This window comes from Roseococcus sp. YIM B11640, from assembly GCF_049727625.1.
GTDB lineage: Bacteria > Pseudomonadota > Alphaproteobacteria > Acetobacterales > Acetobacteraceae > Roseococcus.
The window spans coordinates 1-24,248 of sequence record NZ_JBBJOZ010000004.1 but is presented as its reverse complement, the minus strand read 5'-3'; the positions used below and the strand labels follow the sequence as shown (position 1 = coordinate 24,248).

Below are 24,248 nucleotides of genomic sequence, written 5' to 3'. Positions count from 1 at the left end.
CGGAAGCATGGCCCTGGATGGGAGTGCGCTGAGATGACGGACAAGGTTGGTATCATCGGCGCCGGGCTCGTCGGCGCGGCGGCAGGATATCTCCTCTCCCAGACGGCCGGCGTACAGGAGGTCGTGCTCGTGGACCTCGACCATGCGCGGGCAAGCTCCGAGGCCACGGATATCGCCCATTCGGCGGCCTTCGACGGGCATGCGCTGATCCGCGCCGGCGACTACGCGGATCTCGCGGGCGCCCAGGTCGTGGTGATCACGGCAGGGACCAGCCTCAAGCCGGGTCAGACGCGGCTAGAGCTGGCGGCGGCGAATGTCCGCGTCGTCTCCAAGGTCATCGAATCCGTGCTGCGGGTGGCGCCGGAAACGGTGCTGCTCTTCGCGACCAATCCGGTCGACGTGATGCCGGCCGTCGCCGTGCGGCGCTTCGGCGTGCCGCCCGGGCGCGCCATCGGCACCGGCTGCGCGCTCGATTCCGCGCGCTTCCGCGTGCGGCTGGCGCAGCATCTCGGCGTCTCTCCCGGCTCGGTCCACGCCTATGTGCTCGGCGAGCACGGCGATTCGGAGGTGCTGCACTGGTCGGGGGCGCAGGTCGCCGGCATGCCGCTCACGGCCTTCGCGCATGAGTTCGGACATCCCCTGCCGCCCGCGCTGCAGGAGAGCATCGCCCAGGAGGTCCGCACCTCCGCCTACCGGATCAAGGAGGGCAAGGGCGTCTCCAATTTCGGCATCGGTGGCTGCATCGCGCGCCTCACTCGGGCAGTGATCGGCGACGAGCAGGTCATCTTCAGCGTCTCCACCTACATGGATCAGCTTCTGGGCGTGACGGAGACCTGCGTCTCGCTGCCCCACGTGCTCGGGGCCAGGGGCGCGTCCCGCCCCATCCTGCCGCTGCTGGACGAGAGCGAGGAGCAGGCGCTGCGCCACAGCGCCACCCTCCTGCAGGAGGCCATCCGCTCGGCGATGGAAATGACGGGCGGTTAGTTGCAGTTGAGCTTGAGCACGCTCCGCACCGCCTCATCCGTCATGCCCGGCTTCAGTACGTTCGCGAGCGCGAAATAGACGCGCTGCCCGGGCGTGATGGTCCAGCTCTGCCCCGTCACGAAGCTCTGATCCACCGGGGGTGCGGAGAAGGTGGCGGTGAACGTCACCTGCCGCGTCGAGATGTTGCGCACACTCAGGCTGATCGTGATCAGGTCCCGACCGCTGCGCGGGTCGCGCGGCACGCGCTGGGTCCCGCGGTCGATGCTGTCGATGTTGAGCAGCCCTGCGGCGATGCAGTCCTGCGTCTGGGCGGCCGCGAGCCCCGGCAGGGACAGCGCGGCGATGGCGGCCAGGATCGGAAGGCGTGTCATGCGATTCTCCTCGCCGTCAGAATGCTCGGGAGGCACGCCGCTGCGTAGCCCTTGCGGCCCGATGAAGCCGATTGGCCGGGCCTATGGCATGCCGCGATCGGCACGGGTCGCCGCAAGATCGTCCTCGCGGAAGGCCGCGAGGATTTCGGGCACCCCTTCCTGCGGCGCGAAGCCGAGCTGCCGCGCGCGGGTCGCGGCGAATTCGGCGGGCCAGCCGCCGACGATGCCTTCGATCACCTGATCCGGCTCGGGCCTCACCAGGGCGCGCTCGGCCGGCGTGAGGGCGGACAGCATCTCGGCCACGCTGACGGCGAGGCCGGGCGGGTTCACGCCGCGGTCCAGGCCCAGGGGGCGCGTGTCCATCGTCGCTGCGTGCAGGAACCAGTCCACCGCCCGGCGGGGCGAGCAGACCCAGACCCGGAAGGCCTCGCCCACCGGCAGCGGGGTTTCCAGCCCCAGCAGCGGCTCGCGCAGGATGGCCGAGACGAAGGACGACGCCGCCTTGTTCGGCCGCCCCGGACGCACGATCACGGTGGGAAGGCGGATGCAGACCGCGTCCATCATGCCGCGCCGCGAGGCGTCGTTGAGCAGCAGCTCCGCCGCCGCCTTCTGCGCGCCGTAGGAATTGCCGGGAAGCTGGCGCGCATCGTCTGGCAGCAGCGCCGCCTGCCCGCCGCCGAAGCTCGCTACGCTGGAGGTGAAGATGACGCGCGGCGGGGCCGAAAGCTTCCGGCAGGCCTCGATGACCGCCAGCGTGCCGTGCAGGTTCACCCGCATGCCGAGGTCGAAATCCGCCTCGGCCGCGGCGCTGACCACGGCGGCGAGGTGGAAGACCACGCCGGTTCCCTCCGGCAGGGCGGCCGACACGTCTTGGGCGCTGGCCACGTCGCCCGCTAGGCGGCGCACCGGGAAGGGCGCGTCCAGGGCCGCGGGCTCAGCCAGATCGAAGAGCGTCAGCTCCGCGATGGGCTTGCCGCCGAGCTTGCCCTCGGCCGCCAGTCGTTGCGCCAGCTTGCGGCCGAGAAAGCCGCCGCCTCCCAGGATCGTGATCTTCATGCGGGGAGATTGCCCGGCACCGCGCCTGCCGCCAAGTTCCGCGCCATGCATCCCTTCCGCCTCGTCCTGAACCGCAACCACGGCACGCCCGGCATCGTGGCCCTTCCCGATTCCGGCTATCGCCGCGCCCGCGCCGAGATCACCTCCTGGCCCGGCTATGCGCCGACGCCGCTGCGCCAGCTGCAGTATCCGGGGCTTGCGACGGTCCACTACAAGGATGAGGGCGGGCGCTTCGGCCTCGGCAGCTTCAAGGCGCTCGGCGGCGCCTATGCGGTGCTGCGGGTGCTCGTGGCGGAGCTGGCCAAGCGCGGAGTCGCGCCTAACGCGACGGGAGCGGCGCTGGAGGGCGGCGCCTATCGGGACGCAGCCCAGCAGATCACCGTCACCTGCGCGACGGACGGCAATCATGGGCGCTCCGTCGCCTGGGGCGCGCAGCGCTTCGGCGCGCGCTGCGTGATCTTCGTCCACCAGCATGTGAGCCAGGGCCGCCGCGACGCCATCGCCCGCTACGGCGCCGAGATCCGCGAGGTCGCGGGCAATTACGACGACAGCGTTCGCGCCGCGCAGGAGACGGCCGAGGCCGAGGGCTGGTTCGTCATCAGCGATACCTCCTATCCCGGCTATACCGAGCCGCCGCGCGACGTAATGCAGGGCTACCGCCTGATGGCGGAGGAAGCCCTGGCCGCCCTGCCCGCGCCGCCGACCCATGTCTTCGTGCCCGGGGGCGTGGGCGGCGTCGCGGCCGCCGTCGCGACGCAGCTTCGCTCCATGTGCGGCACGGAACCGCGACTCGTCATTGCCGAGCCCGACCGCGCCGCCTGCCTGACCGACAGCCTCGACGCTGGCCGCCTGACGACGGTGGGCGGGAACCTGGACACCGTGATGGCCGGGCTAGCGTGCGGCGAGCCCTCGCTGCTGGCCTGGCAGGAGCTGGAGCGAAGCGCCTTCGCCTCCATGGCGCTGTCCGACGACGCCGTCCCCGGCGCCATGCGGGCCCTGGCGGCGCAAGGGATAGAGGCTGGGGAAAGCGCTGTCGCGGGCCTGATCGCGCTGGATTGCGCCTGGCCCGATGCGGCCGCCAGGGCGGCGCTGGGGCTCTCCGAGAAGAGCCGCGTTCTCATCTTTGGAACAGAGGGCGCGACCGATCCGGCGCTCTACGCGCAAATTGTGGGGCTCAAATCCCCTTCACGAGACTGAAGCAATTGTGTCACATGGACGTAATCGGGGGCGCTTAGCAGCCGCCCTTCCAATAACTTCCGGGAGTGCCTTCATGCTGCGTCGTTCCCTCGGCCAGGCCGCCATCGCCGCCGCCGCCACCTCTCTCGCCGCGCCTGCCCTCGCCCAAGGCGGGCCGGTCGAACTGACCTTCTGGCACGGCCTGCCCCAGCCGCTCGGCGGGCTCCTCGAGAAGCTCGTCAGCGACTTCAATGCCAGCCAGACCGGCGTGAAGATCGCCCCTTCCTTCCGGGGCTCCTACCCCGAGACCATGGTGGCCGCGATCGCCGCCTTCCGCGCCAACCAGGCGCCGCACATCGTCCAGATGTTCGAGGTCGGCACCGGCACGATGATGGGCGCCGGCCGCGCGGTGAAGCCGGTACACGAGTTGTTGGCCGAGACCGGCGTGAATATCGACTTCAACGACTTCCTTCCGGGCGTGCGCGGCTACTACGCCTCGGTCGACGGCAAGCAGATGTCGATGCCCTTCAACAGCAGCACCTCGGTCGTGTTCTACAACAAGGACATGTTCCGCCGGGCAAACCTGAACCCGGACCAGTTCCCGACGACCTGGGAGGGCGTGGAGCAGGCGATACGCGCGCTGAAGGCCGCGGGCGTCGAGGCCCCGCTCACCACCTCATGGCCGACCTGGCTGAACCTCGAGCAGTTCAGCGCCATCCATGACATCCCCTTCTCGACCCTGGCGAACGGTTTCGGCGGCCTGGGGACCGAGCTCCGGGTCAACAACCCGCTCGTCCTGAAGCATATGTCGAATCTGCAGGCCTGGGCCCGAGAGGGCCTCTACCGCTACGGCGGCCGGGACAACGCGGCGGATGCGCTGTTCCCGTCGGGCCAGGTCGCGATCGCCATGGCTTCCTCCGGCCTGCGCGCGCGCATCACCAACGAGGCGCGCTTCCAGTGGGGCGTGGGGATGCTGCCCTACTTCAACGGCACGCCGCGGGCGCCGGGCAACTCCATCATCGGCGGCGCCAGCTTCTGGACGATGAACAAGGGCCCGCGCGACACGCGCTCGGCCACCGAGTACCGGGGCGTCGCGGAGTTCTACAAATACATCAGCGACACCGAGGTCGGCGCCAAATGGCACCGGGACACAGGCTACCTGCCCCTGACCCGCGCCATGTTCGAGGCGACCAAGAAGACCGACTACTACCAGCAGAACCCGGGCGCGGACGTGCCGATCGAGCAGATGCTGCGCGGCACGACGAGCGAGAACACGCGCGGCCTGCGGCTCGGCGGCCTGATCGAGATCCGCAACATCCTCCAGGAGGAGATGGAGAAGATGCTGCAGGGCCAGCAGACTGCCGAGCAGGCCATGGCGGCCGGCACGACGCGCGGCAACGTGGTCCTGCGCAACTTCGAGCGGACCAACCGCTGAGCCCGGTATCCGGCCCGCTTCGCGCTCGCGGCCCTGGCGTGGTAAGGCCGCGCCAGGGCCGTTTCCATGCGGGCGGCCGGTCGATGAACGTGTCGCGCCACGGGCGCCCGGAGGTGCGATGCAAAAGAAGGTGATCTTCAAGGGAAAGCTGCTGCCCTATCTCCTGCTGCTCCCGCAGCTCGCCATCACGGGCATCTTCTTCTTCTGGCCCGCAGCGCAGGCCGTCTACCAGTCCTTCCTGCGCGAGGACGCCTTCGGCCTCTCGACCGAATTCGTCGGCTTCGAGAACTTCGCCGACGTGCTGAGCGACGCGACCTGGCTGGATGCCGCCGTGCGGACCCTCGTCTTCTCGGGCTCGGTCGCGGTGCTAGCACTGAGCGTCGCGCTCTTCCTCGCCGTGCAGGCGGACAAGCACATCCGCGGCGCGGACGTCTATAAGACGCTGCTGATCTGGCCCTATGCCGTGGCGCCGGCCGTCGCCGCCGTGCTGTGGCTCTTCATGTTCCACCCGAGCATCGGCCTCTTCGGACGCATGCTGAACGGGCTCGGCATTCCCTGGGACTACCGGCTGAACGGCAATCAGGCGATGCTGCTGGTCATCCTGGCCAGCGCCTGGAAGCAGGTGAGCTACAACTTCATCTTCTTCCTGGCCGGCCTGCAGAGCATCCCAAAAGCCGTGCTGGAGGCCGCGGCCATAGACGGCGCACGTCCCATGCGGCGCTTCTGGACCGTGGTCTTCCCCCTGCTCTCGCCGACTGCCTTCTTCCTGCTGGTGGTGAACCTCGTCTACGCCTTCTTCGACACTTTCGGCGTGATCCACAGTCTCACCCATGGCGGGCCCGGCAAGGCGACTGAAACGCTGATCTACCGCGTCTACATGGATGGCGTGGTGAACCTGAACCTCGGCTCCAGTTCGGCGCAGAGCGTGATCCTGATGCTGCTGGTCGTGGCACTGACGGTGATCCAGTTCCGCTACGTCGAGCGGAAGGTGCACTACTGATGTCCGCCTCCAATCAATCGATCGTCAGCGAGAGCGTGAATCGGCCGCGCAGGGATGCTTCCGACCTCGCGGAACGCACCCGTCGCCGCCATCGGCGCGAGAAGCTGATCACCCACGCCTGCCTCGTCATCGGCGTGCTGATCTTCGTCTTCCCGATCTACCTCACGCTGATCGGCTCCACCCATGATGTAAACACGATCGGCCGCGGCGACGTTCCGCTCCTGCCGGGCAGCGAGGGCGTCGACAATTACGCGCGCGCCTTCGGCGTGGGCGGCGGCCGCTTCATGAGCACGCCCGCCGGGACGATGCTGCTGAACAGCATGATCATGGCGCTGTGCATCGCGGTCGGGAAGATTGCGATCTCGCTGACCTCCGCCTATGCGGTCGTCTTCTTCCGGTTCCCGATGCGCATGGCCTTCTTCTGGCTGATCTTCATCACGCTCATGCTGCCGGTGGAGGTCCGCATCATCCCGACCTTCCAGGTGATGGTGGATCTCGGCCTGACCAACAGCATGGCGGGCCTCGTGATCCCACTGATCGCGAGCGCGACGGCGACGCTGCTGTTCCGCCAGTTCTTCCTCACCATTCCCGACGAGTACGCCGAGGCCGCGAAGATCGACGGCGCGGGGCCGATCCGCTTTTTCATCGACGTGGTGCTGCCGCTCTCGCGCACGAACATCGCGGCGCTCTTCGTGATCCTCTTCATCTACGGCTGGAACCAGTATCTCTGGCCCCTTCTGATCGTGACCGACCGCGATCTGGAGACGGTGGTCGTGGGCCTGACCAAGATGATCGGCACGGGCGACCAGCAGAACGAGTGGAACGTCATCATGGCGACGGCTGTCCTCGCGCTGCTTCCGCCGGTGGCGGTCGTCATCCTCATGCAGCGCTGGTTCGTGAAGGGCCTGACGGAGACCGAGAAGTAATGGCCACCCTCCACCTCCAGGACATCAAGAAGTCCTTCGGCGCCACGCATGTCCTGCATGGCGTCAACCTCGACGTCGCCGATGGCGAGATGATCGTGATCGTCGGCGCCTCCGGCTGTGGCAAGTCCACCCTGCTGCGCATCGTCGCGGGACTGGAGACGGAGACCTCCGGCAAGGTGGAGATCGCGGGCGGCGATATGACGGGGCTGGAGCCGGCCGACCGCGACGTCGCCATGGTGTTCCAGAACTATGCGCTCTACCCGCACATGACCGTGTTCCAGAACATGGCCTACGGGCTGAAGATCCGCGGCATGGCGAAGGAGGAGATCGCCCGCCGCGTGGATCAGGCCGCCGCCCTGCTCGGCATCGGCCACCTGCTGCAGCGCCGTCCGCGGGAGCTCTCGGGCGGCCAGCGCCAGCGCGTCGCCATGGGGCGCGCCATCGTGCGCGAGCCCAAGCTCTTCCTCTTCGACGAGCCGCTTTCCAATCTCGACGCCAAGCTGCGCGTGGAGCTTCGCGCCGAGATCCGGCGGCTGCAGAGGCGCCTCGGCGTCACCTCCCTCTTCGTGACGCACGACCAGGTGGAGGCCATGACGCTGGGCGACCGGCTCGTGGTAATGAATGCGGGACGCGCGGCGCAGATCGCGACACCCATGGAGATCTGGGCGCGCCCGGCAGATACCTACGTGGCCGGCTTCATCGGCAGCCCATCCATGAACTTCCTGCCCGCCACGCTGGAGGCAGGCGGCGGTGCGGCACGGCTCACCGGGAACGGCCTCGTCCTTCCCTTCGTGGATGGCGTGCGCCCCGGCCCGGCCGGACGCAAGCTCACCATCGGCATCCGCCCGGAGCATCTGCGCCTGGGCCAGGGCGGCCTCGACGTCACGGCGGAATTGGTGGAGCCGCTGGGCGGCGAAAGCGTGATCCACGGCCGCCTCGCCGACGGTACCGGCATCACGGCACGGCTTCCCGGCGCCGCTTATTCCGATGGCGCGATGAACCTCGTCCTGCCGCTTGAAGCGCTGCACGTCTTCGACGGCGAGGACGGCAAGAGGATTGAACCCACGGGCTGAGCACGCCACTCTTCCGGACAACAATCCGGGAGAACGTTCATGCTGCGTCGCCAGGCCCTTGCCCTCAGCGCCCTCGCGCCTTTCGCGCCGCTCGCCGCCCGCGCCCAGCCGAGCGACTGGCCGTCGCAGCCCGTGCGCCTCATCGTTCCCTTCGCGGCGGGTGGGCCGACGGACATCCCCGCACGCCTGATCGCGGACGAGATGTCGCGCGGGCTGCCCAACCGTCTCGTCGTCGAGAACCGCACGGGCTCGGGCATCATCGTCGGCACCGATCTCGTGGCAAAGGCGCCGAAGGATGGGCTGACGGTGCTCTACACCACCATCGGCCATGCGGTGGTCCGCGCGCTCTTTCCGCGCGCCCCCTTCGACCCGATCGCGGATTTCGCGCCGGTCGCGCTCGTCGGCAAGGTGCCGATGATCATGATGGTCAACAAGGACTTCCCGGCGCGCACCCTGCCTGAGTTCATCGCGCTGATCCGCGCCAATCCCGGCAAATACGACTACGCCAGCAGCGGCAATGGCGGCGCGGTGCATCTCGCGACCGAGCTGTTCCTGCACATGGCTGGCGGGCTGCGCATGAATCATATCGCGTTCCGCGGCAGCGCGCCGGCGATGCCCGACCTGTTGGCCGGGCGCATCCCCATGCTGATCGACGTCGCGGCCGGCGCCATTCCCATCATCCAGCGCGGGGACCTGCGCCCGCTCGCCATCTCGACGCGCGAGCGCAGCCCGCTGGTGCCGGAGGTGCCCACCTTTATCGAGGGCGGTGTGCCGGACTACGAAGCCTATACCTGGCACATGCTTATGGTGCCCTCGGGCACGCCGGTGCCGGTCATCAACGCCATCAACGCGGCTGCCAACCGCGCGCTCGAGGTGGAAACCGTCCGCAACCGGCTGACCGAGATGACGGTCGAGGTGGTGCGCGGCAGCACCCCGGACACCGCTGCCACCTTCCTCGCCGCCGAGATCGCGAAGTGGGAACCTGTGATTCGTTCCGCCGGCATCAAGGTGGACTGACCGACCGCTCGGTCGTCCTGGATTGCTGCGGTGCGGCATCCGGGCTAGATGACCCGGATGCAATCCTCCAAGCTGTCCCTGCGGCGGCGCCAGGCTCTGAAGCTGGCGGCGCTCGCCCCCTTCGCCGCGCCAGCCGGCGCCGTCGCCCAAGTGGCCGATTGGCCCTCGCAGCCCGTGCGCCTCGTCGTGCCCTTCAGCGCCGGCGGCCCGACGGACATTCCCGCCCGCATTATCGCCGACGAGATGTCACGCAACCTGCCGAACCGCCTCGTGGTCGAGAACCGCACGGGCTCGGGCATCATTGTGGGCTCGGACGTCGTGGCCAAGGCGCCGAAGGATGGGCTGACGGTGCTCTACAGCACGGTCGGCCACGCGGTCGTGCGCGCGCTGTTCCCGCGCGTTCCCTTCGACCCGGTCCGCGATTTCACGCCCGTAGCACTCGTCGGCAAGGTGCCGATGATCATGATGGTGAACAAAGACTTTCCGGCGCAAACCCTGCCCGAATTCATCAAGCTCATCCGCGAGAACCCCGGCAAATACGACTACGCCAGCAGCGGCAACGGCGCCGCCGCGCATCTGACGACCGAGCTCTTCCTGCACATGGCGGGCGGGCTGAAGATGAACCACATCCCGTTCCGCGGCATCTCCGCCGCGCTGCCGGACATCCTGGCCGGCCGCATCCCGATGATCGTGGACATCGCCGCCAGCGCGGTGCCGCTCATCCGCCGGGGCGACCTCCGCCCGCTCGCGATCTCGACCACCGAGCGCAGCCCGCTCCTGCCGGAGCTGCCGACCTTCATCGAGGGCGGCGTCGCGGGGTTCGAGAGCTACACCTGGCACATGATGTTCGTGCCCTCCGGCACGCCGACGCCGGTGGTGAACACGATCAACGGCCATGTGAACCGCGCGCTGGCGGTGGATGCGGTGCGCGACAAGCTCGTCGACCTCACGATCGACGTGACGCAGAGCACGCCCGAGAGCGCCGCGGCCTTCCTGGCCTCCGAGATCGCGAAGTGGGAGCCGGTGATCCGTTCCGCCGGCATCAAGGTGGACTAGCCCTTATCCGGCCTTGGCTCCGTCGCGCTCGATCATGAGCCGGCGGGCCTCGGCCGGAATCGGCGTGCTGGCGCCGTCCTTCACGCAGACCAGCAGCGCCTTGCATTCGAAGCAGAGCCCGTTCTTCCAGACGGCGTAGTCATGGACGAAGCTGGTGTTGCGCAGGCTCGGCACGCGCAGTGTCAGCAGCACGTCATCCTCGAAGCCCAGCGCCCGGACATAGCGGGCCTCAAGCTTCGCAACGACCGGCCCCGGTGCGTCCGCCCGGAGCACCTGCCCGCAGGAGCGCCAATGCTCCACGCGCAGATCCTCGAACATCACGAGGTAGGCCGTGTGGTTCACATGCCCGTAGAGGTCGCATTCCGCCCAGCGGACGCGATGGCGCACGGCCATGCTCCACTCCCCCTCGACCCCGAATTCTTCCAACAGCGACTGACCCATCCGGCACCTCCCAGAAGGGGGCAGGCTGGACGAATTCGGCGCGGGCATCCACCCTGTCGCGACCACGCGGAAGGAAGCGCATGCGACGAAGGAGCCTGCTGCTGCTGACCGGCGGCGGGCTCGCGGCTCCCCGCATCGGGCGCGCGAACTGGCCGGCGAGCCGCAGCATCGAGATCATCGTACCGGCCCCCTCCGCCAGCGCGTGGGATCATCTTGGCCGCCTCGTGGCGCAGCACCTCTCGCGCCAGATCCCTGGCGCGCGTTGCGTCGCGATGAACCGGCCCGGCGCAGGCGGGCAGATCGGCTTTGAGACGCTGTTCCTCGCGCCGGCCGACGGATTCACCATCGGCCTCGTCGCCACGCCCACCCTGCACGCCATCTCGCTGGAACGAGCCACGCGCTACGATCCGGAGGACTTCACCTTCCTGGCCAATATCGTGGACGACCCCGGCGGCTTCTGGGTGCGCGCCGACAGCCCGTGGACCAGCCTGGCGGATCTGCAACAGGCCGCGCGGGGGCGGCCGTCGGAGATCGGCGTGGGCACGAGCGGCATCGGAAGCGATGACCACCTGCTGCTCCTCGCCTTCGAAGCCGCGTCGGGCGTGAATCTACTGCACGTGCCTTATGCCTCGACCGGGCCGATCCAGCGGGACGTGCTGGCCCGGACGCTGGTCGTCGGCGCCTTCAACAGCAGCGAGGCCCTGCCCCTGCTGCGCGCCAGACGTATCCGCGGCCTCGCACAAGGTGGCCGCAGGCGATGGGCGGCCGCGGCCGAGGTGCCCACCTTCCAGGAAGCCGGCTTCGACGTGCTGGGGGGCTCGGCGCAGGGGCTGGCCGCGCCGCCGGGATTGCCGCCCGAGATTGCCCTGCAGTTCGAGCTCGCGCTCAAGGACATGCTGACCGACGAGGAATTCAGGCGCGAGGCGGAAAACTTGCGCCTACCCTTGCAGCCGCTCTTCGGTCGCGAGTACCGGCGGCACCTCGCGGCGGAATACGCGGCGCGCCGGGCGCTCTGGGAAAGGCGGCCCTGGCGCGAATAGCTTGCATCGAGAGGTCCGGACCATTCACCCTCCGTGAAAACGAGGGAGATACGTCATGCTCAATCGCCGGCTCTTGCTGGGCGGCAGCCCGGCGCTGCTCGCCACCCCAGCCCTGTCCCAGGTGCCCGCCTGGCCTCAGGAGCGCCCCGTCGAGGTGATCATACCCTTCCCTGCCGGCGGCGGCGTGGATGTCATGGCGCGCCTCATCATGCCGATCGTAGCGGCGCAGGTTCCCGGCATGCGCCACATCGTCACCAACCGCAGCGGCGCGGCCGGGCAGATCGGGTTGGAGGCGATCTTCAACGCGGCGCCGGACGGCTACACGATCGGCGCCACAACCCTGCCCGCGCACAATGCCATTCCGATGGAACGGCCGGCGCGCTTCCGGGCCATGGATTTTACCTTCCTCGCCAATGTCGTGGAGGATGCGAACTGCTTTTATGTCCGCGCCGACAGCCCACTGCGCAGCCTCGCGGATGTGGTCGCGGCGGCGCGGGCGCGGCCTCGCCAGCTCACCTACGGCACGACAGGCGTGGGCTCGGACGACCATCTCTTTATGCTGAACTTCGAGCAGCGGGCGGGCATTCCGCCGCTGGTCCACGTCCCCTTCCCAGGCGCAGCGCCGCTCATCCCGCAGCTGATCGGCGGCCACATGGATCTCGCGGCGATCAATGTGGGGGATGCGCTGCAGCTCAAGCGGGAAGGACGGCTGCGCATCCTGGCCCAGGCGGCCGAGGCGCGCTCGGAGGAAGCCGCGGACGTGCCGACCTTTCGCGAGGAGGGGTTCGACGTGGTCAACGGTGCGGCCCGTGGGCTGGTGGCTCCACCCGGCCTGCCGGCGCCCATCACGCAGCGGCTGAATGGCGCGCTCGCCGTGGCATTGCGCGACAGCGACTTCATTCGCGAGGCGCGCCGCCTTTTCATGCCGCTACGCCCGCTGGTGGGCGATGACTACCGCTCCATGGCCCAACGCACGGAAGACCAGCTCCGCACGCTGTGGCAGAGCCGGCCCTGGCGCGACGGCTAGGGGATGCGCTCTCCCGAGAGCAGGCGGCAGGTTCCGTTGATGGCCACGACCCGGCGCCCGGCCAGCAGGGCGTCCACCTGGGGCTGCAGCGCGCCGAAATGGGGACCCGGCTCCATGCAGTCCACAATGCCGCCCAGTGGCACGCCGCCCAGCTGGGCATTCGTGTCCCGCAGGATCTCCCCCATCACCGGCGCCGGGATCCAGTAGGGCAGCGCCAGCGAACGGCGCTGCGCATAGTAGGGAATGGTCGAGGACCAGTCGTCGCCCAGGAAGATGAGCGCACTGCCCTCGGGCGTGCGTTCGCGAGCCAGGAGCGCAATGGCGTAGGGGTCCCTGGCCTCGATCCCCGACCGGATCCACTCCATGTTCTGGCGATGAAAGCGCATGCCTTGCGCGCCCACCACGACGACCAGCAGCACGCCCGCGAGCGCCGCCCCGCCCGCCCGCCGACCGGCCAGCGTGCCGAGGGCGATGGCCAATGCGGCCAGGAGGAAGGCGCCGTTCGCGTATTGGTAGTAGTTGTGGACCATGTGAAGGTTGGTGAAGAGCAGGATGGGCGTCACGAAGCCGATGGCGCAGAGAGCCACGGCCAGCACCGCCCGCGGTCGCCACCACGCACCCAGTAGCGCCAGCAAGGCCCAGACGCCGAACGTCCCAAAGACATCCCGCAGGATGCGGCGCGACACCACGCCATCCCAGAGCTGGGCACTGAAGCGCTGACCCAGCGTGCCATAGTTCCATCCACCCAGGACCGAGGAGGTCAGGAACTGGCCCATCGCATTGCCGCTCTTCACGTCGTCGCTGAACCGCACCCAGGCCAGCCCCACCACGAAGGGCAGAAGCAGCGCCGCCGCGGACCAGGCCAATCGCGAGACAAGCCGCCAGGAAACCCCCTGCCGCAACCAGCCGATGCCATAGCCCAGGCCGATGAGCCCGCCGACCAACGCGAAGCTCGGGAAGGTGGTGGCCTTGGCCAGGGTCGCGAGGCTTCCCGCAAGGACGGCCGCCAGCGCCAGTGCGGCCTTCTCCCCACGCAGCCAGCGCACGAAGCAGGCGAGCCAGAGCACCGCGAAGAACCAGGCGCAGGATTCGATCAGGAAGGTCCGCGCCCAGAAGAGATAGAGGGGCGACGCCAGCAGCAAGGCGCAAAGCATCGGAAAGCCCGCAGGCGGCAGTTCCAGGTCCCGCCAGAGCATGCGAATCGGCCAGGCCGCGGCCAGGAGGAAGCCAAAGCTTACCAGCCTTCCCGCCGCATCCATGGGCACGCCGAGCTTGGATACCAGCGCCACTACGGCGTGATAGACCGGCGCCTCGAAAGGAATGGCCCAGGGCGCTCCTAGGACCGGCGTGTCGTAGGCCAGGATCGGCCCGCCCTGGGCGATCCAGTAGGTGGAAAGCGCCGTCTGGGTCTGGCGAAAGGCGTGGCGGTCCAACAGTGGCTCATTTAGCCAGCCGAACAGCACATAAAGCCCATGGGCTAGCGCCAGCGCGGCCACTAGCCAGGCAAGGCGCGAAAGCCAGGGACGATCACGCTCCGGCATGCTGGGCGATGATCTCCTCGTAGCTCTGCACATAGGCCGCGGCGACGTTATCCATCGCATAGGCCGCGCCCATCTCTCTGGCGTTGCTGCCGTAGACCTGCCGTACCGCGTCGTCGGTCATCGCCAGCATGGCCTCGGCAACCTGCGCGATGAAGCGGTCGTCGTCGCGATCATATGGGACCAGCAGACCAGCGGCCCGATCGCCCTGCAGCAGCATTTCGGCGATCTCACCGATATCCGTTGCGATGATGGGCCGCCCCGTCTGCATCGCCTGCACCAGCGTGAGCGGGTACGACTCGCCCTGGAACCGGGTCGGCAGAATGGCGCAATCCGCGAGCCGATAGACGCCATGGACCCGATCCTGGAAGCCCAGGAAATGTACGCCGGGAGTCTGCGCATGCAGGGCGCCGAGGCGGTCCGCTTCGGGGCCCGCACCGCACAGCAGCAGGTGCAGCCGTCGCTCCGTCTTCTGCTGCGCCAGCGCAAGCGCCGCGATAGCCTCGGCCCAGCCCTTCTCCGGGATCGCACGGGACACCAGCGCGAAGACCACATCGCGCTCGCCGATCCCGAGATCGGCGCGTGACTTGAGGAAAGGGCGTTCGTCGTCCGGCATGGCATTCGGTAGCCGCCGCGTCCTCGCCGATGCGCGCAACTCCGGGTCGAGCATGGCGAGGTGATCGAGATTCTTCTCGGTCAGATAAACCCAGAGGCTCACGCCGCGCCCCACCCGCGCGGCAAATTCGGGCCGGATGGCGGTGATTTCGTAGGAGCCGTGCAAGGTCACGACATAGGGCAGATCCGGCGGCTCGAGGCCTTCATTGAAGAAGAGGCCCTCGGCACCGATGAAATGGGTGTGGATCAGGTCCACGCCCGCGTCATTCAGAAACTTCCATGTGCCTGTCTTGCGGACAATCGCTGCGTCATAGACCGCGATCCTTCGGTCGAGCTGCGCGCGGATGCCTTCGTTCCAATCGTGCTGCAGCAGGGTCATCACCGAGACGGTGAATCCCATCTTCACCAGAGCGTTCGCCAGATGGATCGGGAAGATCTCACCGCCGCCCAGGTAGAAGCCCAGGATGACCATGAGGATGTGCTGACCCTGGCGGCGCGTGGCGAGCGCCTTGCCGGCATCGAACACCTCCTCCAGCGAGCCGAGCTTCTCCGCCGCTTGAGCGTGACGAAACTGCGCGGCCACTTCGTCCGCGAAACGCTCCACCGTCGCTTCCGGGATGCCCCAGAGCGCGCGCAGCTCCCGGAGGATGCGCTGATGCTCCTCGTAGTAGCGCGCCGTCGTAAAGCTGGAGACGGAGGTGTTCGAGCCGTGCTGACGGAAGTAGGCGACGGCGCCAGGCTCGTAGGCGATCTGCCCGCCGCGCGCGAGCTTGGCATAGAGATACCAATCGCCCAGCACGCGGTAAGTCGTCGCTTCCTCCCAAACCTCGTCCTCGATCGGCTGGTTGCGGATGAGGCACCCGCCGACATTGGCAATGACGTTGTGCACGCCGAAGCCGGTATCGAACCAAGCCTTGGCAGGACGTACATTGCGCGCCTTCCAGATGCCGGGTTGCGAGCGCTCGCGATAGGCATCGAGGCCCGGGTAGGGCTTGCCGGCCGCATCGGCGAACTGGATCCGGCCGAATCCGATCATCACGCTCTCGTCCAGAAACACCGGGACCAGCGCCGCGAGGAAGTCAGGCTCCGCGAAATCGTCGCTCTCGCAGATCCAGATGAGCTCGCCCTTCGCCTCCGCCACGCCCTTGCGCCACTGGCGAAAGACATTGCCGGCGTTCTGCTCATTGCGGATGACGCGGATCACATCCGGATGCGCGGCACGGTAGCGCTCGATGACCTCGGCGCTGTCGTCCGTGGACGCATCGTCGAGGATCAGCAGCTCGAACTTCGTATAGTTCTGCTTGAGAATGCTTTCGATGCGCTGCGGCAGGAACCGCGCATGGTTGAAATTGGGAATGATCACGCTGACGAGCGGCTGGAAATCGCCGCGCCGGCGCCGCCTGAACCGGAACCGCATCAGCGATCCCTTGGCCCGATAGGCGGCGCGAAGGCTGTTCCGCAATGCCTGACGGAGTCGCGGAAAACGCGCGAGCGCCTGGCGCATCGGCCCGAAGACGCGCCAGAGCGTGCTACTTTCAATGGAATTGCTGCGCTGCCGCTCGGCCTCCAGCCGCGTCGCGAGGCTCGAAGCACGGCGCGTCTGGTTGATGAGCCGCGCTCGGAGGTCATTGAGTTCCGCCGCCGCCATGGCATCCGGGCCGCAGATCGCATGAAAAAGATGCGGCAGTGGCGCATCGGACGCGATGGCGATGGTACCCGGTCGCGGCAGATCTCCCCCGGCCTCCAAGCCGCGCAAGGGAGCAGCCATGCCCTCGAAGATGATGGCGGAAGCAGGCGCGGCCACCTCCCGCGCGATCGCCACCTGCGCGAAATTCGTCCGTATCGCGGCAGCTGAGCAGGAGGATCGGAAGGGATGTTCTGAGCCCAGGAAGAGCCCATCCGGACGCAACACGCGCTTCGCCTCGCGCAGCAGCTCGTCGTCGGCATCGCCTTGCCCGAGCAGCCCGAAGGCCAGCACGACATCCGCTACGGCATCGCCGAGCGGCAGCGCACCAGGCGCCGCTTGGGGGTCGTGCGTGGTGACCTGCGCTGCGGTCGCGCCCAGGAGGTGCGCTGCCTGCCCCTCGCCGGATGCGAGTTCCAAGACATGGCGCCCGGCCACGAACTCCCGGGCGAAGAGATAGGAATACAGATGTTCCGCGGAAGTATCGCGGGACACTTCCGGGTTTCCTTTTCCGGAAGCCTTCAAAACCATGCAAATACCCTCAAACGCTCAGGCGCGCGCCAATTCTATAGCCCAGGCCCGGTGCCCTGCCCATCATCCGATGGCAGCGCCTGCGCCAAGACCCAGGCCCGCAGCAGCCATTGCGCCGCGCGCGCATGGTGCGCGAGGCCCGCGCGTCGCATCGCGCCGAGGCGTCTCCAGGGGCGCGGATCGCGCAAGCCTTCGAGCTCCGCCAGGACGCGCCGGGCTCCGGGGGTCAGGGGCGCCAGATCGAGCGCGCGCATGTGCCGCGCCAAAGGCAGCAGAAAGCCCGTCGCGCCTCGCCCGAAGGCGCGTGCAGCGCGCTGGCGGAAGCGTGACGCGCCGCCCACCACGTTGGTCGCGTGCTGCCGGTAAAGCACACTCGGCTCGGGATCGAAGATCAACCTGCCGCCACAGCCTGTGATGAGCAGCACCGACCACCAATCGTGCAGATCGCCTTCCGGCATGGGCGCGGCGAGCGCCAGGCGTCGGGCCGGCTCATTCATCACCAGCGTGCAGCCAGCCGCGATATTGTGCGCCAGCAGCGTGGCGAAGCCCGGCTCTCGCCCGGGCAAGGGCGAGAGGCCGAGAGGGCGCAACTCGGGGTCAACCAGCGAGAGCCGAGTGCAAACCGCCATAGGCGCCGCGCCGATCTGGGCGGCAGCCCGCGCCAGCTTGGCCGGTAGCCAGACGTCGTCCTGGTCCATGAAGGCATGCAGTCCACCCGGCTCAGCGGCCGCAAGCAACGCCATGAACGAGGCGCCCGCGCCCATGCGCCCAGCCGGATCGGCCAGGCGCTGCACCCGGCCAGGGTTGGCTGCGGCGAATTGCTCCAGGATCGCGATAGTGGCGTCCGTCGAGCCATCGTCGCGCCAGAGCAGCGACCATTCGACGCCCTGCTGCGCCGCGAGGCTTGCGAGCTGCTCGCCGAGATGCGCCGCACCGTTCCAGGTCGCCAGCAGCACCTGGACGCGCGGCGGTTGGTCAGCCATGGCGGCGGGCGAAACTGAAATGGCGGTGGCCGAGATAGCTCGTACCGATCGGGCTCAGGACGCCAATGACATGCGCGACCGTCTCGGCGTGGAAGGTGTATCCCACAGCGGGAAAGACGAACCTCGCCAGACCGACGCTCACAATCCAGACCTGCGCGAGCGCCACGGCATTCACCATGGCGAAACGACTGAACTCGCTGCCCATGCCGGCGCCGCTCGCGGCGAAGACGAAGCGGCGCGCCAGAAGATAGGCCGTCACCATGCCCACGAGATAGGCCAGAACCACCGCGATCTCGTAGCGCATGACCTGGGAGAACAGGATGCGCGCGCCGATATTCACCGCTGCGGCCGTGCCGCCCGTCAGCACGAAGCGGATGAATTCGGAGCTGAGCAGCGCCTTCATCGCGCGACTTGTTCCGCCATCATCCGGCCGAAGCGGATGCTTTCGGCCACCCCCCGATCCTCTGGGTAGTAGTGCGAGGTATCGGCGATGAAGAGGCCCTCGATCGGCGAGCGGAAAGGCGGAAGGCGGTCCAGGAAATTGGGTTCGCAGACCGGTTGCGCGTGACGCAGGCGCCCGGCGCGTGAGTCGATTAGGTCCGCCTCGGTGATCTCCGGATTGACGCTGCGCACGGCGGCGAAGGCCTCGGCGATGAGTTCGTCGTCGGACCATGCCCATTTCGGGTGCGTGACCGGCATATAATAGGGAACGTAGACGATGGCGTCCCCCGTCGGTCGCAGGTTCGAGAACTCGATGATCCCCGGCACCTCGATCTTCGGATCGACAATGTTCACCCAGAAATTCCTGGTGACACTGCGCTTCAGCTTCAGGATGACGCAGACCACGCCGATATTGCGCAGCCGCGCATAGGCCGCACGCGTCTCTTCCGGCAGGTCCGGCACCAAGGCAGGGATGAGCGGCAGCGGCACGGTGGAGATGACGGCATCCGCCGCGAAATCCTGCCCCCCGGCGCGCAGGCCCGTGACGCGGCCATCCCGCGTCAGCACGCGCTCGCCCGGCATGCCCAGATGGATGCGGCCCCCGCGCTCGCGGATCGCGCGCTCCATGGCGTCCACCAGCGTCTGCGATCCGCCCTCGATATAGCCGAGCTGCTCCTGGAAGATGGATTTGCGCGAGCGGCCGATGCGCTTCACCCGGGTCGCGATCCAGGAGGCAGAAACCTCGTCCGCCAGCTCATGGAACTTCAGCGCCATGAGGCGTTCCCACATCCGGCGATAGACCGCGGGGCCGGAGCCGCCCTCGATCCACTGCCGCGTCGTCATTCCCTCGATGCGCGAGAAGTCGCGCGCGCGCGTCGTCAGGAACATCTGCAACCCGGTACGAATCTTCGACCAAAGGCTCAGATGCGGGAAGCGCAGCAGCGAGACCGGGTCTCCCCAGGGATGTACCCTCCCCTCCATGTAGTAGCCCATTCGCGTGCCGACCCAGCGCATGGCATCGCCGATCCCGAGTTCCTGCATCAGCTCGAAGGTCGGGTGATCGGACATGCAGACGAAGTGGTAGAAGCGCTCGATCGAGAGGCCGCCGAAATCGAAATGCGCCGCCATGCCGCCCAGAACGCGGTCGGCCTCGATTAGATCCACCTCGTGGCCAAGGCCGAGGGCATGATGCGCGGCGGCCAATCCCATGGGCCCGGCGCCGAGGACGAGAACACGCGCCATCTCAGAACTCCAGGATCACGCCGGAATAGACCGGGTGCTGGAAGGTCTCGCGCAAGGCTGTGTCCAACGGCGTCTCCGACACGCCGAACTCCGCGGGCCAATCGGTGATGGGGAAGGTTTCAGGGATCACGAGCGCCTCGAGCTGCGAGGTGGTGAAGGGCGGGTTCCGGTTCAGCCGCGCATAGGTCCAGAGCAGGATCCAGAAGAGCCCGTAGGGAATGTTCACTATCCGCGCCCGCGGCTTTACGATCCGGTGGATCATGCGGATCAGCTCGCCATACTCGACCACGTTGCGGCCGGAGATGTCATAGGTGCCGGTGGTGCGGTTCGCGATGCAGCTCGCGATGATGGAGACGAAATCCCCGACATAGAGCGGCTGGCGCAGGAACTTGCCATCACCCGGGATGGGAAAGACGGGCGTGCGGTCCATGAACCGGCGGAGCCAGCCTAGGTGCTTGCGGTCGAACCACCCGAACATGAGCGTAGGACGCAGCGAGACATGCGGGATCTCAACGCCGTCCATGAACTCTTCCTGGCGGCGCTTCGTGTCCACGTAGAAATCCGAGGCTTGGCTGCGCACCACGGAGGAGGAGATCTGCACGAGGTAGCCCACGCCGTGCCGGCGCGCGGCTTCCACGATCAGACGCGTGGCCTCGACATTGTTGCGCTCGAACTCGGCGCCATCTAGGCCGCCGATCTGCGCCTGGTTGATGACGACGGTATCGACGCCGTCCAGCAGATCGGTCCAGGGCCCCGGCTCGGCCAGGTCGGCCTGAACGACCTGCACCTCGGGATGGAGGCGGCGCAGGGTCTCGGTGTTCGCTGGGTGCTTGTCGATCGCCACGATCCGTAGCGCCGGATCGGCCTTGAGCCGCGCGACGAGGTTCTGCCCGACCAAGCCCGCCGCGCCGGTGACGAGAATGGTCCGCATCACAAACGGCTCCGGTGGAACAGCGGACGCGGCAGGAAACTCACGATGAGCAGGATGAAGCGCCAGAACCAGGGCGTGTAGAGCACCGCTCGGCGCTTGCCGATGGCAGCGACGATGTCCTTCGCCACCGCATCCGGCGTCGCCCAGAGGGGACCACCCTGCGGCAGGTGGGCCGTCATGGGGGTGGAGACGAAGCCGGGGCGGATGTCCAGCACCGCAACCCCGTCCCGCCATAGCCGGTGGCGCATGCCCTCCAGGAAACGCTGCAGGCCGCCCTTCGCCGCGCCATACACGTAGTTGCTCTGCCGCCCTCGGTCGCCGGCGACCGAGGTGATGGCGGCGATGCAGCCCGCGCGCGTGGACGCGAAGAGATTGGCGAGTTCACCCAGGAGAAGGGCGGGGCTCGTGAAGTTCAGCGAAAGTGCTTGCTCCGCGGCCCGCGCCGATGCGGTGGCCTCCCCCTGGTCCGGCAGCGAGCCGTAGGCCACGAGCGCGATATCGAGCCCACCGAAAGCATCCCACGCTGCGCGTGCGACGGCAGGAAGCGCGGCGAAGTCGGTGAAATCAGCCTGCAGGGACACGACTTCCGCACCGCGCACCGAAAGGTCCGCGCGCTCGCGCTCCAGCGCTGCAGCATCTCGCGCGACCAGCACGATGCGCGCCTTCTCCGCGGCGTACCGGCGCGCCACGGCCAGCGCTATGGCGGAGGTCCCACCGAAGATGGCGATGCGCACGCTCATGGCGTCAGCCCCACGCGCCGCGAGAAGCCGGAAGCGAAGGCCGGGTCGATCCAGGGCCTGAAGATATCCAATTTAGTGTAGCCCCGCTGGAAGGTGTCCGCGCTCATCACACTGTCCTTGGCCGGGTAGAGGCGGCCTTGCGCCTCGACCGTGATCGCCTCGAGCCGTGAGAGCAGGCGCAGCGTTTCGTCTCCCCTGGCGGGAAAATCAAGAGCCAGGGTCGTGCCGGGCATCGGAAAGGAGAGAAGTCCCGGCGAGGGCAGGTTGCCGAAGCCCTTGAGCACCACGAGCGGCGAACCCTGGCCGCTCCGCGAAATTTCCCTGAGCAGCGCTGCCACGACATCCCGTGCATCGGACGGTGGAACGGCGCACTGGAACTGATGGAAGCCGCGCGGACCGTAGAGCTTGTTCCAGCCGCCGACCGCATCCAGCGGATACAGCACACCTTCATAGCCCCCCACGCGATGCGAGCGGCCCGAGCTCCCGAGGCGGCGCAGGTACAGAGCATTGAAGGCGCGGAGCGACAAACTGTTTACCGCGGAAAGCGGCGGCGTCGCCGGTAGGTTCCGCCGGGGTTCCAGCGAGGGAGGCAACGCGCCCTGCCCCGGCGCTGGCCGCGCCCGGGAGAAGATGCCACGTCCCATCGCGTCGCCATCCGCCAGGCAATCCACCCAGGCCGCGGTGTAGTCCCATTCCTCGTCGGACTGGGCGGCGATGGCGAAATACTCGTCAAGGCCGCCGAAGCGCAGGTCCTCGGCCTCCATGGCGAGGCCTGGCACCCGCAAGAGCTGAAGGCGAACACGTAGAAGGAGCCCTGTTAGACCAAGACCGCCGATTGTCGCAGCGAAGAGTTCGGCGTTCTGGGAAGGCGAGCAAGCCAGCGCCCTGCCATCCGAACGTGCGAGGTCGAAACCCAGCACGTGCCTGCCGAAGCTACCTGCGCGGTGGTGATTCTTGCCATGTACGTCATTGGCGACTGCGCCGCCGAGCGTCACGTAGCGCGTACCGGGCGTGACCGGGAGGAACCATCCCGCGCCGTCGGCTTCCGGCCGGGCCAGCACAGCGAGGATATCAGCCAGGCGCAGCCCGGCCTCTGCCTCAAGGATGCCCGTCTCGCGGTCGAAGGAGATGAAGCGGTCCAGGGGCCGCATCTCGATCAGTTCGCCATCCGGGTTCAGCCCAGCATCCCCGTAGGAGCGGCCGCAGCCTACGCCGAGCCGTGTGCGGCCGGCCATCGGCGCGGCAGCGAGACGGGCAGCAGCCGCCGGCGTGGAGGGACGCTCCACCCAATGCTCGGCGCGCAGGTTGCGCCCCCAGCTCAGATACCCGCGCGAGGCGATCGCCGTCATTGCCAGGCCAGCGCCAGCACCAGCAAGGCAACCGCACCGAGCGCCAGCGAAAACCGGTCATGCAGCGCGAAGGCAACCGGATCCTCGTTCATCCGACCGTGGAGCGCCAAGTGCCAAACGCGGAGCAGCCAGACCATGATGATCGGCACCAAGATCCAGAGCAGCGCGGGCATGCGGTAGATGTCGCGCGGATATTGTTCCTGGATCAGATAAATCGTGAAAATCACGATGGCACTGAAGCCCGAGGCCAGGCCGGCGCCGAGCAGCAGTGGCAGGTCGGCGGCCGTGTAGCCGCGCGCGCTGACGCCGCCACCCCCCTCCGATACGACCCGACGCAGCTCGGCATAGCGCTTCACCATGGCCAGCCCGACGAAGAAGAGCATGGAGAAGGTCAGCAGCCAGAGCGAGACTGCCTCGTCCATCAGGACGGAGCCCGCGAAGATGCGGATGGTGAAGAGAATGGCGAGCGTGATGACATCGACGATCGGCATGCGCTTCAGTGCAAGGCTGTAGGTCAGCGTCGTCGCAAGATAGGCGAGCAACGCGATCGTCGCCTGCATCGGCAGCAGAAGCAGCGACAAGGCGAAAGCCGCCGCCAGCAGCCCTGCCGCTGCGACGGCGCCGAGCCTCGCGGAGATGGCCCCGCTTGCAATCGGACGGTTCTGCTTGACCGGGTGCCGGCGATCCGAGGACAGGTCGAAGAGGTCGTTAACGAGATAGGTCGCCGAAGCCAGCATCCCCATTAGGATGAAGAGGAGCAGCGCTTCCAGCAGGATCTCCGGCGCGCGCTCGACGGCGAGCCCGAGCAGCGGCGCTACAAAGACCAGCAGGTTCTTCGACCAGTGCGAAAGCCGTAGAGCGCGCCGCCACTCGCGCCAGCCCGGCCTCTGTCCCGGGAACTCCGCCTCGATCCGCCGGCCTTCGGGCAAGGACGCGCGTAGGCGGGGCACGTCGCCCACCAGGACCGCGGCATCGGCGCGGGCAAAGACGCCAGCGTCCACCGGAGCGTCGCCGACATAGACGAAGCCCTCCGGAAACACAGCGGCAATCGCGTCCGCCTTGCGCGAGCCGGAGAGATTCGTGCTGCCGTCCGAGCCGCGCACCTCGTCGAACAAGCCTTCCAGATGCGCGGCTACGGCATCCGCTACCGCCTGATCGGAGGCAGTGAAGAGGCCGATGCGCCGGCCCTTGGCCCTCTCGGCCCAAAGCCAGGCCAGCAACTCTTCGTTGAAGGGCATCGCCTCCACGTCAGCGGTGTGCGCCAGCGCGATCCGTCGCTTGAAGGTAGCCTTGCCTTGCCTCAGCAGCGTGCCCGCGGAGAGGACTGAGAGAGGGGCTTCGCGCAGCAACGCGAACAGCGCTTCGTGCAGGGTGTCGATACGAACCAGCGACCCGTCGAGGTCAACGGCGATCGGCAGCAATTCGGACGCGTCGGGGGTATTCAGCACCAGGCTTGCTTTCGGACTAGGGCAGCATCATCCCCGCAGCCCATCCGAGCCGCAAGTCTAAGGGCTGTTCAGAGCCTTGACGATGCGTTGGAGGGCGTTTTCCCAGGGTGGCAATGAGACGCCGAAGGTTTGCTGGAGCTTGGA

General features: G+C 67.8%; 22 protein-coding genes. 10 read left to right on the top strand and 12 right to left on the bottom strand.

The window, feature by feature from the left end:
* Nucleotides 1-33: 33 nt before the first annotated feature.
* Nucleotides 34-984 carry a lactate/malate family dehydrogenase gene (locus WJM96_RS16520; protein WP_424813631.1) on the top strand — a complete coding sequence of 317 codons (951 nt, stop codon included), beginning with the start codon at nt 34-36 and terminating at the stop codon, nt 982-984.
* Here the strand turns inward: WJM96_RS16520 and WJM96_RS16515 are convergent.
* Nucleotides 981-1,355 carry a hypothetical protein gene (locus WJM96_RS16515; protein ID WP_424813630.1) on the bottom strand — a complete coding sequence of 125 codons (375 nt, stop codon included), beginning with the start codon at nt 1,353-1,355 and terminating at the stop codon, nt 981-983. The two genes, WJM96_RS16520 and WJM96_RS16515, sit on opposite strands and share 4 nt — an antisense overlap.
* 81 nt (nt 1,356-1,436) lie before the next feature.
* Nucleotides 1,437-2,411 carry a D-erythronate dehydrogenase gene (gene denD, locus WJM96_RS16510; protein ID WP_424813629.1) on the bottom strand — a complete coding sequence of 325 codons (975 nt, stop codon included), beginning with the start codon at nt 2,409-2,411 and terminating at the stop codon, nt 1,437-1,439.
* A 45-nt stretch (nt 2,412-2,456) separates the two neighbouring features.
* On the opposite strand from denD, the gene WJM96_RS16505 reads away from it, so the two are divergent.
* The 7 genes from WJM96_RS16505 (at nt 2,457) to WJM96_RS16475 (ending at nt 10,094) form a co-directional block, all read left to right on the top strand.
* Nucleotides 2,457-3,608, top strand: a complete 1,152-nt coding sequence (locus tag WJM96_RS16505; protein ID WP_424813628.1) for a diaminopropionate ammonia-lyase — start codon at nt 2,457-2,459, stop codon at nt 3,606-3,608.
* Nucleotides 3,609-3,681: 73 nt separating this feature from the next.
* The gene (gene ugpB, locus WJM96_RS16500) at nt 3,682-5,022 is read left to right on the top strand and encodes a sn-glycerol-3-phosphate ABC transporter substrate-binding protein UgpB (RefSeq protein ID WP_424813627.1); all 1,341 of its coding nucleotides are present in this window, start codon (nt 3,682-3,684) and stop codon (nt 5,020-5,022) included.
* Nucleotides 5,023-5,140: 118 nt separating this feature from the next.
* Nucleotides 5,141-6,022 carry a sn-glycerol-3-phosphate ABC transporter permease UgpA gene (gene ugpA / locus WJM96_RS16495; protein ID WP_424813626.1) on the top strand — a complete coding sequence of 294 codons (882 nt, stop codon included), beginning with the start codon at nt 5,141-5,143 and terminating at the stop codon, nt 6,020-6,022.
* Nucleotides 6,022-6,948 (top strand): sn-glycerol-3-phosphate ABC transporter permease UgpE, encoded by a 927-nt coding sequence (gene ugpE, locus WJM96_RS16490; protein ID WP_424813625.1) that lies wholly within the window; start codon nt 6,022-6,024, stop codon nt 6,946-6,948. Before ugpA ends, ugpE begins: the two co-directional genes overlap by 1 nt.
* Nucleotides 6,948-8,021: a sn-glycerol-3-phosphate ABC transporter ATP-binding protein UgpC gene (gene ugpC, locus WJM96_RS16485; protein ID WP_424813624.1), complete on the top strand. Its 1,074-nt coding sequence runs from the start codon at nt 6,948-6,950 to the stop codon at nt 8,019-8,021. The genes ugpE and ugpC overlap by 1 nt, the downstream gene beginning before the upstream one ends.
* 39 nt (nt 8,022-8,060) lie before the next feature.
* The gene (locus tag WJM96_RS16480) at nt 8,061-9,038 is read left to right on the top strand and encodes a Bug family tripartite tricarboxylate transporter substrate binding protein (RefSeq protein ID WP_424813623.1); all 978 of its coding nucleotides are present in this window, start codon (nt 8,061-8,063) and stop codon (nt 9,036-9,038) included.
* 57 nt (nt 9,039-9,095) lie between these two features.
* Nucleotides 9,096-10,094 carry a Bug family tripartite tricarboxylate transporter substrate binding protein gene (locus WJM96_RS16475; protein ID WP_424813622.1) on the top strand — a complete coding sequence of 333 codons (999 nt, stop codon included), beginning with the start codon at nt 9,096-9,098 and terminating at the stop codon, nt 10,092-10,094.
* A 3-nt stretch (nt 10,095-10,097) separates the two neighbouring features.
* Here the strand turns inward: WJM96_RS16475 and WJM96_RS16470 are convergent, their stop codons facing one another.
* Complete coding sequence (locus tag WJM96_RS16470) at nt 10,098-10,535, bottom strand: acyl-CoA thioesterase (protein WP_424813621.1); 438 nt, start codon at nt 10,533-10,535, stop codon at nt 10,098-10,100.
* An 80-nt stretch (nt 10,536-10,615) separates the two neighbouring features.
* Here WJM96_RS16470 and WJM96_RS16465 point away from each other — a divergent pair, with 80 nt between their 5' ends.
* Nucleotides 10,616-11,575, top strand: a complete 960-nt coding sequence (locus tag WJM96_RS16465; protein WP_424813620.1) for a tripartite tricarboxylate transporter substrate binding protein — start codon at nt 10,616-10,618, stop codon at nt 11,573-11,575.
* Nucleotides 11,576-11,630: 55 nt separating this feature from the next.
* Nucleotides 11,631-12,602, top strand: coding sequence for a tripartite tricarboxylate transporter substrate binding protein (locus WJM96_RS16460; RefSeq protein WP_424813619.1), 972 nt, complete (start codon nt 11,631-11,633; stop codon nt 12,600-12,602).
* On the opposite strand, the gene WJM96_RS16455 is transcribed toward WJM96_RS16460, so the two are convergent.
* The 9 genes from WJM96_RS16455 to WJM96_RS16415 all read right to left on the bottom strand — a co-directional run bounded on the left by WJM96_RS16455 (nt 12,599) and on the right by WJM96_RS16415 (nt 24,104).
* On the bottom strand, nt 12,599-14,143 hold the full coding sequence (locus tag WJM96_RS16455; protein WP_424813618.1) for a hypothetical protein: 1,545 nt from the start codon (nt 14,141-14,143) through the stop codon (nt 12,599-12,601). The two genes, WJM96_RS16460 and WJM96_RS16455, sit on opposite strands and share 4 nt — an antisense overlap.
* On the bottom strand, nt 14,130-16,934 hold the full coding sequence (locus WJM96_RS16450) for a glycosyltransferase (protein ID WP_424813617.1): 2,805 nt from the start codon (nt 16,932-16,934) through the stop codon (nt 14,130-14,132). Before WJM96_RS16450 ends, WJM96_RS16455 begins: the two co-directional genes overlap by 14 nt.
* Nucleotides 16,935-17,005: 71 nt before the next feature.
* Nucleotides 17,006-17,953, bottom strand: a complete 948-nt coding sequence (locus tag WJM96_RS16445) for a glycosyltransferase (protein WP_424813616.1) — start codon at nt 17,951-17,953, stop codon at nt 17,006-17,008.
* Nucleotides 17,946-18,356, bottom strand: a complete 411-nt coding sequence (locus WJM96_RS16440; protein ID WP_424813615.1) for a GtrA family protein — start codon at nt 18,354-18,356, stop codon at nt 17,946-17,948. Before WJM96_RS16440 ends, WJM96_RS16445 begins: the two co-directional genes overlap by 8 nt.
* Nucleotides 18,353-19,636 (bottom strand): NAD(P)/FAD-dependent oxidoreductase, encoded by a 1,284-nt coding sequence (locus tag WJM96_RS16435; protein WP_424813614.1) that lies wholly within the window; start codon nt 19,634-19,636, stop codon nt 18,353-18,355. The genes WJM96_RS16440 and WJM96_RS16435 overlap by 4 nt, the downstream gene beginning before the upstream one ends.
* 1 nt (nt 19,637) lies before the next feature.
* Nucleotides 19,638-20,567 (bottom strand): NAD-dependent epimerase/dehydratase family protein, encoded by a 930-nt coding sequence (locus WJM96_RS16430; RefSeq protein ID WP_424813613.1) that lies wholly within the window; start codon nt 20,565-20,567, stop codon nt 19,638-19,640.
* Nucleotides 20,567-21,307: an SDR family oxidoreductase gene (locus WJM96_RS16425; RefSeq protein WP_424813612.1), complete on the bottom strand. Its 741-nt coding sequence runs from the start codon at nt 21,305-21,307 to the stop codon at nt 20,567-20,569. Before WJM96_RS16425 ends, WJM96_RS16430 begins: the two co-directional genes overlap by 1 nt.
* On the bottom strand, nt 21,304-22,656 hold the full coding sequence (locus tag WJM96_RS16420; RefSeq protein WP_424813611.1) for an FAD-binding oxidoreductase: 1,353 nt from the start codon (nt 22,654-22,656) through the stop codon (nt 21,304-21,306). Before WJM96_RS16420 ends, WJM96_RS16425 begins: the two co-directional genes overlap by 4 nt.
* Entirely contained in the window at nt 22,653-24,104 is a 1,452-nt protein-coding gene (locus WJM96_RS16415; RefSeq protein ID WP_424813610.1) for a UbiA family prenyltransferase, read from the bottom strand. The genes WJM96_RS16420 and WJM96_RS16415 overlap by 4 nt, the downstream gene beginning before the upstream one ends.
* Nucleotides 24,105-24,248: the final 144 nt, after the last annotated feature.

Excerpts from the sequence above, each read along its gene's own strand:
- WJM96_RS16480 (WP_424813623.1), top strand. The coding sequence starts at position 8,061 with ATGCTGCGTCGCCAGGCCCTTGCCCTCAGCGCCCTCGCGCCTTTCGCG.
- WJM96_RS16505 (WP_424813628.1), top strand. The coding sequence starts at position 2,457 with ATGCATCCCTTCCGCCTCGTCCTGAACCGCAACCACGGCACGCCCGGC.
- WJM96_RS16440 (WP_424813615.1), bottom strand. The coding sequence starts at position 18,356 with ATGAAGGCGCTGCTCAGCTCCGAATTCATCCGCTTCGTGCTGACGGGC.
- ugpE (WP_424813625.1), top strand. The coding sequence starts at position 6,022 with ATGTCCGCCTCCAATCAATCGATCGTCAGCGAGAGCGTGAATCGGCCG.
- ugpC (WP_424813624.1), top strand. The coding sequence starts at position 6,948 with ATGGCCACCCTCCACCTCCAGGACATCAAGAAGTCCTTCGGCGCCACG.
- denD (WP_424813629.1), bottom strand. The coding sequence starts at position 2,411 with ATGAAGATCACGATCCTGGGAGGCGGCGGCTTTCTCGGCCGCAAGCTG.
- WJM96_RS16515 (WP_424813630.1), bottom strand. The coding sequence starts at position 1,355 with ATGACACGCCTTCCGATCCTGGCCGCCATCGCCGCGCTGTCCCTGCCG.
- WJM96_RS16430 (WP_424813613.1), bottom strand. The coding sequence starts at position 20,567 with ATGCGGACCATTCTCGTCACCGGCGCGGCGGGCTTGGTCGGGCAGAAC.
- WJM96_RS16475 (WP_424813622.1), top strand. The coding sequence starts at position 9,096 with ATGCAATCCTCCAAGCTGTCCCTGCGGCGGCGCCAGGCTCTGAAGCTG.
- WJM96_RS16460 (WP_424813619.1), top strand. The coding sequence starts at position 11,631 with ATGCTCAATCGCCGGCTCTTGCTGGGCGGCAGCCCGGCGCTGCTCGCC.
- WJM96_RS16520 (WP_424813631.1), top strand. The coding sequence starts at position 34 with ATGACGGACAAGGTTGGTATCATCGGCGCCGGGCTCGTCGGCGCGGCG.
- WJM96_RS16455 (WP_424813618.1), bottom strand. The coding sequence starts at position 14,143 with ATGCCGGAGCGTGATCGTCCCTGGCTTTCGCGCCTTGCCTGGCTAGTG.
- WJM96_RS16445 (WP_424813616.1), bottom strand. The coding sequence starts at position 17,953 with ATGGCTGACCAACCGCCGCGCGTCCAGGTGCTGCTGGCGACCTGGAAC.
- WJM96_RS16435 (WP_424813614.1), bottom strand. The coding sequence starts at position 19,636 with ATGGCGCGTGTTCTCGTCCTCGGCGCCGGGCCCATGGGATTGGCCGCC.
- WJM96_RS16470 (WP_424813621.1), bottom strand. The coding sequence starts at position 10,535 with ATGGGTCAGTCGCTGTTGGAAGAATTCGGGGTCGAGGGGGAGTGGAGC.
- ugpA (WP_424813626.1), top strand. The coding sequence starts at position 5,141 with ATGCAAAAGAAGGTGATCTTCAAGGGAAAGCTGCTGCCCTATCTCCTG.
- WJM96_RS16425 (WP_424813612.1), bottom strand. The coding sequence starts at position 21,307 with ATGAGCGTGCGCATCGCCATCTTCGGTGGGACCTCCGCCATAGCGCTG.
- WJM96_RS16420 (WP_424813611.1), bottom strand. The coding sequence starts at position 22,656 with ATGACGGCGATCGCCTCGCGCGGGTATCTGAGCTGGGGGCGCAACCTG.
- ugpB (WP_424813627.1), top strand. The coding sequence starts at position 3,682 with ATGCTGCGTCGTTCCCTCGGCCAGGCCGCCATCGCCGCCGCCGCCACC.
- WJM96_RS16465 (WP_424813620.1), top strand. The coding sequence starts at position 10,616 with ATGCGACGAAGGAGCCTGCTGCTGCTGACCGGCGGCGGGCTCGCGGCT.